The organism is Colwellia sp. MB02u-9, from assembly GCF_014077085.1.
Lineage (GTDB): Bacteria > Pseudomonadota > Gammaproteobacteria > Enterobacterales > Alteromonadaceae > Cognaticolwellia.
Map to the genome: position 1 here is coordinate 90,262 of NZ_JACGVF010000070.1, position 12,559 is coordinate 102,820.

Below are 12,559 nucleotides of genomic sequence, written 5' to 3' on the forward strand. Positions count from 1 at the left end.
AATGACCACTATTACCATAGTGATAACTCCAAGAGAGCGATATTACGGTGTTATTGAGTGCATTGACGCTGTTTGTGAAAATACTGATGAGCCATTTGATTTAATAATAACTGATATTGGCTATCCAAAGGCTCTTATTAAGCAAGTTGAACAACGTATTAAAAGTATACCGAATGCTAAAATAATTGATTATGGTGGCATGGTCACGCCTATGAAAGTGTTTGAGCATTTAGTGCCTATTATTAAAACCGACATGTTGGTTTGGGTTGAAACGGATACTACTGTGTTGCCTGGTTGGATGCCGCCACTGATTGAAAGTATTAATGATGGCGCTGCTTTTGTTTCTCCATTAACGCTTGAAAAAGAGGGCGTTGATCAAGGCGCTAAGATTCGAAACCATTTATATACTTGTAAAATATTGGTTGTTGAATATGAGGGCGTTGATTACTTAATTGAAGCTAAAGAATATAGAAGAGAGCTACCAGAGAATATACCGTTAGAAATTAGGCCGACAGAAACTTTTGAGTGGCATACCGTAGCTTTTAAAACTGAAGATCTACAAGAAATTGATTTTCCAGATATGGTCATGAGACAACAAATAGATATTCCTATGCAGTTAAGAGCACAGGGTAAAACTATGGTTGCCAACCCTTTTTCAAAAGTGATATTTGATAATTTATGTACTCGATTAACCATTAAAGACATGCAATATTTCTTTTTTGTTTGGTCGCATAAGCTTAATGAAAAATCGCATCGAGAGTTTGAAAAAAGATGGGGCTATAATTTTTATTCAGAGCAGTCTATTTATAATTGGGTATTTCGCCGTAAGGCTTTTTTGATTTGCCGATTCTTTTTTATTCCTATTCCCTTAGCAAATAAAATTACCGGGCTGGCTAAAAGAATTTTTTGTAAAGATTGGGATCCTTTGAAAGATCCAATCGGTGATTCAAGACAATTATCTCAAGAAATAGGTAATCCAGAGCCGAATCGTTAGTGCTTACTTAATTGTATTGTTATTTTCACCTCTTTTGAGGCTAACACTTCATAAGAGGTATTTTTACACATTCATATTTATTATATGTTCATTCTAAGTTTGTTATGAAACAAAAAAAAACAAGTAAAAAAGTAGCTCACATTATTGGTAGCTTAAAAATTGGCGGAGCTGAACGCTTTATTATCGATTTGTCGATAGCGCAAAAAAAACTCAATATACAACCTGCAATTATTTCATTAGGCAGCCCAACCGATGATTTGGTTGGTACTTGCCACATCAATAACATTCCGGTTGCCTCTTATTCAAGTCACTCATATATAAAGTTATGTAGAGTGTTTATGGTTTTATTAAAGTTTGATGTAATTCATGTACATTCTCCTCATGCGTTAAAATATTTAAGCTTATTTTTACCTTTGCTAAGAAAGACGGTTGTTTATACAAGACATGGTGCCGCACCATACTCTTCAGCACCCTGGTTAAGGTTTCACCAAAAAATTAAGCAATATATAGCTGCCGTTACTTTTGTTTCTCAAGAAGGTAAAGATAATTTTCATCAAGCTCATGAATGGGGAAATGTTACTAGCGTTGTGGTTGATAACGGTGTTTTGATAGAACCAGTAAATAAAGTGCCTGCTAAAAGTGAAGTTTTAAGAATTGGTTCAGTCGGTAGGGTTATTCCTTTAAAAAACCAGATAGGATTACTTAAAGCTATTCAACGCTTACCTGCAGACTTACAAACTAATGTTGAAATACACTTTTTTGGTGATGGCCTAAGTTTAGAAGATTTAAAAACTTTCTATAAAGAAAAAACGCCTACTTTAGCTGTTACCTTTCATGGCATGGTGAACGACCGTGAACTGATTTATTCCTCTTTAGATTTACTCGTTGTTACTTCCGAAACGGAGGGGTTGTCGATGGTAATTATTGAAGCTATGGCCAATAGTATTCCCGTTGTCGCGACTAATGTGGGTGGTAATCCAAGACTGGTCAAACATGATGAAACTGGTTGGTTGTTTGAATTTGATGATGATCAAAAATTAGCAGAACAGATACTGAATATTATGAATAATAGATCGCTTGTTGATGAAATAGGTACTAATGCTCTTGCTTATATAACAGACAATTTTTCTATTGAGTCATCAGCTAAAAAATATGCTGAGCTTTATGAAAAATAGAGAAGCTACATGTTTAAACGTTTAAGCCAAGCGTATTTTATTTTCTGTTGTGGTATGTGCTTTTTGGTCACATTATTACCTTGGTGGCCGACTTACGAGATACTGACTATTCCTAAGTATGCGTTATTATTTGGTCCACGTTGGTGGTTGTTGATTGCTGTTATTGGTTTGTTGTTTTTCTGGCGTTATTTGTCAAAAGCACAATTATGGTTTTCTTCCTTGTTAATTTTATTATCACTAAATTTTTTAGACTTTCAATTGCCTAGCCCAAGTTCATACTTTTCAACTTCAACTTCAACTTCAGATGAAATATCAGTGCTTAGTGCTAATATTGGTGGTGGCGGCTCTAAGCGAGAGCTTGAGTATATTGGCTTCACTAGGAAGCCAGACATAATTTTATTGCAGGAAGCGAGAAACATAGCGCTTTCAACGCTATTTATTGATTATGATTTTAAGGAGTGTATTTCTGGTTTATGTATTTTTAGTAAATACCCTTTCAAACGAGTTAAAGTACTGAGTAGAAGGTTATTTGAGGGGTGGGGGACTTTTGCCATTTTCTATCAAATTGAAACTCAGTTTGGTCAAGTTTCTTTAGCGAATGTACACTTTGAAACGCCGCGTTCAGTACTGATGGGCTTAATTTATCGTTTTTTTGATTTTACATTGGCAAACACCATAGAGAGTAACCGGCAATTTGAAGCTGAATTAGTCAGCTTGTGGTCAAAAAACAAACCCTACACCTTAATTGTGGGTGACTTTAATATGCCGGAAGATGAAAATACTTATCAGCGTAATTTTACACATTTAAATAATGCGATTGGCATCAAAGGTATTGGTTTTAACGCCACTAAGCATACGGTATGGCATGGCGTAAGAATCGATCATATTTTATATTCTGATGACTTTAAGTTAAAGGCTGTTGATGTTGTTGAGGTTATAAATGGCGATCATCAGCCCGTGTTTGCTACTTTTAGTGTAGGTAATACCCATTAAATTTATTAAGGATTCAGCTTTACCTTTACCCTCACTTTACATAAGTAATGAGAGCAAATTTTAACAACAAGGTGCTTGATGGGTGCTTTCATCGCCTTTACTCGTCATCTGGGTATATGCTTCATGTATTCTTTAATACCTTGCTCTAATGACTAACACCTCTTTAGAACATGGCTCCAGGGCATTAGTAAAACCTAATATATTGATGTAAGCCTCTAGAATAAAACAAGAATATTTTTTTGAGAAATAGCTGGCGTGTGTGCTTGAAAGCAACAATATTATTAAATATTTAGACCATTTAAATGGCTCACTTAGTTAGTATCATAGGTGTAATTAATAAAAGGATTTTTGATGTTAAAATTAGCGCTTATTGCGGTTTATATTGTTTTGGTTTTTTTCTCAACTCATAGCTTTAGTGTTGAAAATACTATTACATTTGATCTTGCCACCATTAATAAAACCATTAATGAAGAGTCGATATTTTTATTGCTACCCATTCCAAATCAACGTGTTGCTTTGAACAGTAGCTTTTTTTTAACTGCCAATAACCATCCGATTAAAGCTAACTACCAGGTACTTAATACTTGGCCAACCATGAAGAGTGAGCCATTTATTCGCCTGCTGTCGATTGACCTTAGTCGTTTGCAAGACTTTGCTGAAGCACTGGGGCCTAAAGAACTGACGCCTAAAACACTGACGCTTACTTGGTTAGATTCAGATAAAGCACTTGCTGTTCAGCAAATTAATGCTAATCAATCTAATTTAAGCCAGCTTGTTTATCCTTCAACACCATGGCTGGTGCAAAGTATATTACTACATCCTGATAAAGCACTAGACACCGATTGGTATACAGAGCCGCAAAAAAAATACGCCCATTATTTAACCAATCAAGCCTTGTTGAGCAAAAAAGGTTACCCAGCACGCAAAGCAAGCCAATGGTTGTATGACCGCCCGCAAGCCATTTATCAATTATTTTTAATGTCAGGTGAAAATCAATGGTTAACAAAAGCCAATAAACTTGCAAAGTTTTATATTAAAAATATTGATGAAAGTGGCCTATTTGTTCTGAAAAAAAACTTTGACCCTAAATATTTAATGCCAAAAGGTTTGTTGTATCGGTACTTACTTACGGGTGACGTTGAAGCAAAAAAAACACTGAAGCGAATTTTTGAACGTTCACTAGATTGGGATGAAAGCTATAGTCTAGGGCGTGGTTTTTGGACTGAGCGTAATCAAGCAGCAGCGTTAAATGTGGCTGTTTCCTCTTGGGAGCTAACCAATGATGCAGCAGCCTTAGTTCGTATCAATAACATTATTGATGCGAGCGTTGCCATGACGTTTAATCCTGACAATAACTGGCCATTAAGAGGTTGTCCGCAGCATGGTTATAAATCACATGAAGGTTGGGGTGATGACACGCCGGCTTGTTCGCCTTGGATGATGGCTTTATTAGGTGATGCATTATGGCGCTTTTATCAACTAACCGGTGATGTGCGAGCCGCGTCTTTAATTGATGCCTTTGGCGATTTTATTTTGAATTATGGTATTTACTATGGTGACGCTAGGGTAAAGAATATTGTGATTGCTAAATACATAGTATCTATAGAAAACCCTAAGCAGGAAGAGTTAAATCAATGGACAGATCCGCAGCATGCTTGTGATGTTGCCGCTTTATTGGGTAAGTCAGCGTATATAAAGCAAATAACCAAGCAGGATAACTTTATGGTTAAAACCTTGTTTCGTGCTTTATTAGAGCAATGCTCAGGCACTTATACGAGATTAATAAAAGCACAAAAAAGCAAGCGAGAGAAAAATTACTGGGTGCTGAAACCGCCGCGACGTTTTGGTTGGATGTATTCAACTACCAGTGACTTACCTTGGTTAAAGAGCTTGTTGTTAAATACTGACTAATATTGCAATAGGCTTACGTGACCAGGCCAACTAAATGTAGACACCTTGATTAAGTCGTTTTCTTAATTTCATCATGTTGACCTAGTCAGGTAGCGTGTTAGTTGATGATATTACCTTAGAGGTTTTGTAACTCAGCTTCACAATTGTGTTGCTTGCAAGGTATAAAGGTCCAATGTAATTTTGTTTGATTGATGTTTTTGAATGCCATGGTTAATCGGGCGATTTTGAAGGCGGTAAGTGACGGAAATTGTTGTTGGTTGATTTCATAACTGACCAGAATTAATGCGCTTTTACCCTCCTTGAAAATGCGGTGTATTTTTATATTTTGATGGTTTTCTTGCCAAATGCTTCTCCAACCACTAGGTATTAAATTATTTTCATAATAACTGGGTTTACCATCTAAGGCTTCACCATTAAAAACATAAGTAAGCTTAATAGTGTTGTCGTTTGAAGATATATTGTGAGTGACAAAAGAATAAAAATGTATTTTTGGCTGTATTTCAAAAGCAGCATCGCTGGTTAAATTTTCAGTAGCAGTAGCAGGTACAAGCATGCTGCTGAACGTGGTTGATGACAAACCCAACATTAATACCATTACTGCCATAGATGCATAGCTAGGGCTATTTTTGATTTGTGCTGTATTTGATGTTGAGGCAATTAAGTCAATGTCAGAAAGCTTGTTACCCCACCAAAAAAGAAAAATCATAAATGGCACATAAAGATACCAGCCAAAAGTATTATGATCTTGCATCAAACTACTTTCCATATTGGTATATTCACCAATTAATATTAACGCTGTAATTCTTATCCAGTTAGTCAGTAGTGCCCCAATTATGGTCATCAATAAAAATAATATTGCTCGTTTAGTGTCTCTAATATTAAGAAAAACAAATAGAGAACCAATAGCTAATGAAACAATCATGTATCTTAATCCACTGCATCCGTCCGCTATTTCGAATACACCTGCAGGAATAGTTACAAAGTTGCCTTCTACATAAGTGGGCACACCCGTAAAGTTCATCAGGTAAGTGACAGCCGCTGTTGACACATTTTGTAATAAAGGGACTAATACCCCCCAAAAAGGGAATATAAAAATGAGGAAGGCAGCAGGAAAAACAATATAATAATTAAACCGAAACAGCATAGTTACACTGGTGATAAAAACCGCTAGTAACGCCGCCCAATAACCAACACTTATTTGTGCGTTACTGGTTATAAACAATAAGCCACAACTTAAGAGTAATAATATAGTGGGCACCACAGTCCATGTTTCTTTGAATTGTAGTGTGCCATTTCGAGACAATTGATAATAAAGATATAGACTAATAAAAGGGATGAGGTAAGCATGAGAATATGTACCATCATCAAATCCGTGTCGCCAAAGGGTTAGCAGAACAGGAATATTCAGCGCACAGATAGCAGTGAAAATTATTAATATACAAAGAAAAGGTTTATTAATTGTTGGCAGTTCAAAAGAGACATTTCTATTCATTATTAACCATTGATATCCATATTGTCTACATTCAATACTACCGAGTATAACGCGTTAGCGGTAGTTATTTTTCAGCTAGTGATAAAACGCTTCACTAATATTATTACGGGTTAATTTTTCTGACAATTGTAAACGGCTTGTTAAATTAGTAGTATGTTATATGAAGTAAAATATAGTCTATCTAAGTTAATAAAGGGATTTAATAATGAAATGGTTAAGTGTCTTAGTTTGTTGCAGTGTATTGATTAATATCGGAGGTTGCAGCGAAAGTGAAACCGCTTTAACTCATCTCAATAAAGCAAAAACTTATTTCGATGAAAATAAATTTGATGAAAGTATTATTGAGTTAAAAAATGCGATAAAAAAAGCACCTGATAATGCCAATGCTAGGTTTTTTTTAGGTCAACTTTATTTGCATCAAGGCAGTGGCTTAAATGCCGTGAAAGAGTTAGAAAAAGCGCAAGAATATAACTATAGTCCTGTTAAGGTACTCCCGCTTTTGGCTCGTGCATATATCTTGGTAGATGCAGATACTGATATTCTTGCTCTGAATGAACAAGCACAACTGTTACCTGATGATATCAAAATTCGCTATTTAGCCTATAAAACCTTAGCAGCCATTCGCACTGAAAACATCGCACTTGCAACGGAGGCAGCAGCACAAGCGAATGCGTTTGACTCGGTTAGTCTCTATTCTATGATGGCGGTGGCTTATTTAAATTTAGCAGAAAAACAAGTGATTAAAGCCAATACTCAAGTGTTGCGGGTGTTAACTGCTGAGCCAAAAAATCCCGATGCTTTAATGTTACAAGGTCAAATAGCTACGGCAATGAATGATCATGCTAGAGCCAGTAGCAGTTATTTGCAGTTTGCTCAAGTACAGCCAAAATCGAGTGTGGTGATATTGTTTTTAGCTGACTCTTTACTTAAAGAGCAAAAGTTTTCAGCAGCTGAAAAATATGCGGATATTATTTTGTTGAAGTTACCTAATCAACCCTTTGCACATTATGTTAAAGCCATAGCGCTATTTGAAATTAAAGCCTATCGAGGTGCAAAAAATCATGCGGAAATCGCGTTGCGCAGTAATTTTAATCGACCTTATTTACAGCTTATAGCGGGTGTTAGTTCATATTTTTTAGATGATTTTGAACAAAGTCATCATCATTTAAATTCAATAGTGCAATATTTAACGCCAGAGCATCCTGCGCGTAAAATTTTTGCTCTTAGTCAGTTACAATTGGGTTTGGTAGGTGAAATAAGTGAGACATTGAGTGGCTTTACGTCAGTATCAAAAGAAGATGATAAATTCTTATCTTCACTCAGTTATCAGTTAGCTGAATTAGGTGCCTATCAAGATGCCAAAGCATTAGCGCGTCAAGTTAGCACTCATGAAACCGATGACACTGTTACCAATGCCGAGCAAAATATTCGTGAGGGGATGTTAAAGCTAGTGCTAAATGATCCTTCAGGTATACAAAATTTAAAAGCTGCGCTTGCGCAATCACCTGGTATGTTATCCGCTGAGTTAGCCTTAGCATATGCGGCTATTCAGACGGGCGATTTTGACCAAGCATTGGATATTTCACAGAAATGGAAAAATGAATATCCAGATAACCCCGTTAGTTATAATGTATTGGCGGGTGTCTATTTAAAAAAAAGAGAATTAACAAAGGCTAAGGAAGCACTGTTACAAAGTCTAGCCATTGCACCCAATAATTTATTCGCATTAACTGAGCTAACCTCAATAGCGCAGCGGCAAAAGAATGATCAGGCGGCTAAACGCTGGTCTGAAATGGCAGTAATCGCTTTTCCTGCAAATGTTAAAACTCTAAGACAGCATTATGGGCTATTTAAGAATGAGTCTGCGTTTGCAAAAATTAAAACCTTGTTTGAAACAAATAAAGCCGACTTGTCTTATGGAATACTTTATACCGAGGCGTTATTAGATAGGGATAACATTATGGCAGCTGACCAAGTTTTAGCTTCATATCCTAGCTCAATAACGTCACCTAAAAAATTATGGCAGCTAAAGCTTTTTGTACAAAAAAAGCAGGATAATGACATTAATTATCAACGACTACTCGAGGATTGGCTTCAAACAAATCCTTACCATATAAAGCCAGTTTTGTTATTGGTAAAGCAATTTGTTAACAAACAGCAAGCAGACAGGGCACTCGTGCTGATTAACAAATCGCTTGCTGGGCCACATAAAGATAATAAAATGCTTAAAATGGCGAAAATGCAATTACTGCTTGAGGAAAAATTATTACGCGAAGCTAAAGACTTTTATACCCAGTTAGAAAGTGAGGGAATGAACAAAAAGCTTAGCCAAGGTTTTCAAGGCAGAATTTATTTATTAGAGAAAAGTTATGCACAGGCAATACCGCTGCTAAAAGCGTATTACACCCACTTTCCATCCAGTCAAAATATTATCCTCTTGGCAAGTTCACTGCAGGGTGATAATCAAGCCAATGCAGCAATTACAAGTCTAGAGTCGCATCTTGTCAGTAATGAAAAAGATGACAAAGTGCGTGCACAGTTGGCTAATTTATACTTACAAACCCAGCCAGATAAAGCGATTAGTCACTATGAAAAAATATTAACTAGGCTGCCCAATAATATTATAGCCTTAAATAACTTAGCTTGGTTAAATATAGAAAAAGGTGAATTAGAAACAGCGTTATTACATTCTAAGAAAGCAATGGATCTTGCCCCTGAAAATCCAAATGTTGTAGATACAAGAGGGATGGTTTTACTTAAGACTGGGAATAGCTTGGGTGCATGGAAGGCGTCATCAAAAGCATACAAAATAAGTAATGGCCAAGATATCAGTATCGCACTTAATTATGCAGAGGTATTAATCAGTATTAACGAAAGCCAAAAGGCATTGGATGTATTACAAAAGGTAGCTAATAATAGTGGCACTAGGCAGAGAAAGAATTCACTTATAACTTTAGCGAAAAGTAATTAATTAGTTAATTTTATTTAAAATTTGAATAATAGTGAATTAACCTCTATTTTCAAATTAAAAATTAAACCTAGCGAAATATATAATTGTTATTTAAATACAAAAGGATAGGATAATGCTACTAGGGAAAAACACTCAAAAAGTTATTGTTGCTTTAACATTAATAATGTTACTTCTAGGCTGTGGTAACAATTACACACCAGAAGAATATATTGCTGCCGCGAAGGCATCTCTAAAAGAAGGGAAGAATAACGAAGCGATTATCAGCCTTAAAAATGTGCTGAAACTTGACGTGAAAAACTCTGAAGCTCGACTATTATTAGGTATTACGTATCTACAAGAGGGCATCTGGTTGTTGGCTGAAAAAGAGCTTGATAGGGTCTTGGAGCTAGGTAATAAAAATATGGTTGTTTTACCTTTATTAGCCCAAGTGTATTATCACTTAAATAATAGTAGCGCTATTAGCGAATTAATAGCTAATAATTTATCGGTAGATGCCAATATTCTGATTATTCCAAGAACATATTTAGGTCTTTCTTATATTCGTGATGGCGAGGTTAATTTTGCGAAAGTTGTTTTTGAAAAAATAATTTCAGATAATATTGAGTCACCGTATACAAAAGTAAGTCAATCTTGGGCTACGGGTTTAAACAATGATTATGACAATGCGCTGCAATTAATTGATGAAGTGATGTCTTCACCTCCGGCACTAGACATTGCTATTATTTCTAAGGCACAATTTCTATTTGCTAAAGATGACATGAGCAAAGCGGCAGAAGCGTATGGTGCGTTTTTAGCGGTTCATCCCAAAGATCTTTATTCTAGATTAATGCTCGCATTATCATTAACTAAAGCCTCAGATTATCAAGCGGCCGAAAAGCAAGTCGACGTGATATTGAAAAACCTACCATCTCAGCCTCTAGGTAACGAAATAAAATCGCAGATCAGGTTCGTCGATAAAGACTATGCACAAGCCAAACATTTTGCTGAATTAGCCTTACAAAGAAATAATAATTTACTCATTTCAAGAGTGGTTGCTGGTATAAGTGCATACCAGCTCAAAGAACCAGAACTGGCTTACTCTCATTTAGTAAAAATTAAAGATCAATTATCACTAAAACATCCAGCACAACGCTTATTAAATAGTCTTCGATTACAACTGGGTTATGTTGATGAAAATATAGCGGCATTATCAGCGGCTCCATTAGAGGAACTAGATGTCGAATTATTAACTTCATCTGCTCAAGAGCTATTTAATTTGGGACGGGTGGATACTGCAGAACGATTGCTCTCAAAAGCATCCACTATAGCACCTGAAGATGGTTTTATAGATTTTCAAATGGGTATACAAAAATTACTGAATAATGATGATTCTGCAGGTGCTTTTTTTGAGGCTGCATTTGAAAAGAACCCTGACGAAGACACAATAGCAGCTATGAAAGTACTGAAACTGATTGATGAAAAAAATTACGAACAAGCGATTGAAATCACTAATGGTATTAAAAAACGCAATGAAGAGCTAGCCTATGGCTTAATGGCGGCTATATTTAAACGCCAAGAAAAATATGATCTAGCAGAAATAGAGCTTAAAAAGGTGGTGGGGTTAAATAATAAGCAAGTGGGTGCATTATACTCATTGGCTGATTTGGCGAAGCAAAAAAATAACCTTGAGGCCGCTATTGGTTATTATCAGGAAATTCTGATTATTGACCCAGATCAGGTTCATGCCATAAACGCTTTATTAAAGTATGTCACCAACAGTACTTATCAAGCAGAAATTAAATTATTCTTTGAATCAAATATTACTAATTCTGCGGGTAATGCTACAGCTAGTCTAGCTTTAGCTGAATATTTTGTATTTCAGCAGCAATTTAATGAGGCAGAAAATATTTTAGCGAAGGCTTTGCTACAACACCCAACTGATTTACGTTTGAATTTATTATTAGCAAAAATTTACATGTACCACAAAGACTATGCGTCAGCGCTCAATCAAGTAGATGCCTACATTCAGTTTCAGGATAGAGAACCCAGAGCTTATCTTGCCAAAGCCTTAATTTATAATGAAATGGGGGATAAATTTAATGCTCTGCAATCACAAATACAGGCCGTAAAGTTACAGCCTAATGATTTTGTTGCACAAACAGACTTGGTTGCGTTTTATTTAGCTAACAATAAATTGCCTGAAGCAAAGAAAATATTAGCAAGCTTAGCTAGCAGCCCACAAGTAGCGCTTAAAATTAAGCGTTTAAAAGGCAAAGTAGCATTTATGGAGCAAAATTATCAAGATGCGATAAGGTTTCTCCAACCAATATATAAGCAAGTAAATTCTCAAGAAGTTATCCTTGAAATTGTACAATCTATGCAAAACCTTGGGCAAGTAGAACAGGCAATTGAGATTATTAATGAGGTTAGCAATCGTGTTAAGTCAGATATTTCCGTAGCTATTTTGTTAAAGCAGGCAGAGCTTTATTCTGAGCAAAAGCAGTTGGCTGAGGCTATTGTTATTTATAATCAGTTACTTAAGAGAACAAATGACCATTTTGCTATTTCAAATAATTTGGCCTGGGCATTGTTAGCACAAGGCAATACAAAACAAGCGTTGGCACAGGCGACCCTTGCGATAAATGAAGCGCCTGATGAGCCTATTGTGCAAAATACTTTTGGAGTGATCTTGTTAGCCGCTGGGGAAAGTAAGCAGGCTTTAATATATCTTAAAAAATCTTATGAAGCAGAGCAAAGCAATAGTAATTATACCTTACATTATATTCAGGCATTGCTGAGCAATAATGAAAAGCAGGATGCTAAAAAATTATTAAAACAGCTCAATGAATCAACATTATCATCAGATAGTTTGAGCCGTCTTAAACGGGTGAAAAGGGAAATATAACTCAAACTCTTTCTTTAAAGTGTCAGTTTTTTTTACATAATGAAGATATAATTTTTTTTGTGATTGAAAAAAAACTAATAAAACAGCGATTTGCCATGTTGGTTTGTTTTATGCAAGTTTCTAGTTGGTAATACTACTG

The 12,559-nt window shown here is 35.8% G+C and carries 7 protein-coding genes; 6 read left to right on the top strand and 1 reads right to left on the bottom strand.

The features are described 5' to 3' along the window. Position 1: 1 nt before the first annotated feature. The 4 genes from H4J65_RS04025 (at position 2) to H4J65_RS04040 (ending at position 5,073) form a co-directional block, all read left to right on the top strand. Positions 2-994, top strand: a complete 993-nt coding sequence (locus tag H4J65_RS04025) for a glycosyltransferase family 2 protein (protein WP_182137280.1) — start codon at positions 2-4, stop codon at positions 992-994. A gap of 104 nt (positions 995-1,098) precedes the next feature. Then, positions 1,099-2,169: a glycosyltransferase family 4 protein gene (locus H4J65_RS04030; RefSeq protein ID WP_182195734.1), complete on the top strand. Its 1,071-nt coding sequence runs from the start codon at positions 1,099-1,101 to the stop codon at positions 2,167-2,169. Between the two features lie 9 nt (positions 2,170-2,178). Beyond that, positions 2,179-3,162: an endonuclease/exonuclease/phosphatase family protein gene (locus H4J65_RS04035; protein ID WP_182195737.1), complete on the top strand. Its 984-nt coding sequence runs from the start codon at positions 2,179-2,181 to the stop codon at positions 3,160-3,162. A 351-nt stretch (positions 3,163-3,513) separates the two neighbouring features. Next, the gene (locus H4J65_RS04040) at positions 3,514-5,073 is read left to right on the top strand and encodes a hypothetical protein (protein ID WP_182195740.1); all 1,560 of its coding nucleotides are present in this window, start codon (positions 3,514-3,516) and stop codon (positions 5,071-5,073) included. Between the two features lie 115 nt (positions 5,074-5,188). On the opposite strand, the gene xrt is transcribed toward H4J65_RS04040, so the two are convergent. Further along, complete coding sequence (gene xrt, locus H4J65_RS04045; RefSeq protein ID WP_182195757.1) at positions 5,189-6,565, bottom strand: exosortase; 1,377 nt, start codon at positions 6,563-6,565, stop codon at positions 5,189-5,191. A 205-nt stretch (positions 6,566-6,770) separates the two neighbouring features. Between xrt and prsT (H4J65_RS04050) the strand changes: the two genes are divergently transcribed. Both prsT (H4J65_RS04050) and prsT (H4J65_RS04055) read left to right on the top strand, forming a co-directional pair. Further along, positions 6,771-9,536 (top strand): XrtA/PEP-CTERM system TPR-repeat protein PrsT, encoded by a 2,766-nt coding sequence (prsT, locus tag H4J65_RS04050; protein ID WP_182195761.1) that lies wholly within the window; start codon positions 6,771-6,773, stop codon positions 9,534-9,536. A 112-nt stretch (positions 9,537-9,648) separates the two neighbouring features. After that, complete coding sequence (gene prsT / locus H4J65_RS04055) at positions 9,649-12,420, top strand: XrtA/PEP-CTERM system TPR-repeat protein PrsT (protein WP_182195765.1); 2,772 nt, start codon at positions 9,649-9,651, stop codon at positions 12,418-12,420. Positions 12,421-12,559: the final 139 nt, after the last annotated feature.

Excerpts from the sequence above, each read along its gene's own strand:
- H4J65_RS04025 (WP_182137280.1), top strand. The coding sequence starts at position 2 with ATGACCACTATTACCATAGTGATAACTCCAAGAGAGCGATATTACGGT.
- H4J65_RS04035 (WP_182195737.1), top strand. The coding sequence starts at position 2,179 with ATGTTTAAACGTTTAAGCCAAGCGTATTTTATTTTCTGTTGTGGTATG.
- prsT (WP_182195761.1), top strand. The coding sequence starts at position 6,771 with ATGAAATGGTTAAGTGTCTTAGTTTGTTGCAGTGTATTGATTAATATC.
- H4J65_RS04030 (WP_182195734.1), top strand. The coding sequence starts at position 1,099 with ATGAAACAAAAAAAAACAAGTAAAAAAGTAGCTCACATTATTGGTAGC.
- H4J65_RS04040 (WP_182195740.1), top strand. The coding sequence starts at position 3,514 with ATGTTAAAATTAGCGCTTATTGCGGTTTATATTGTTTTGGTTTTTTTC.
- prsT (WP_182195765.1), top strand. The coding sequence starts at position 9,649 with ATGCTACTAGGGAAAAACACTCAAAAAGTTATTGTTGCTTTAACATTA.
- xrt (WP_182195757.1), bottom strand. The coding sequence starts at position 6,565 with ATGAATAGAAATGTCTCTTTTGAACTGCCAACAATTAATAAACCTTTT.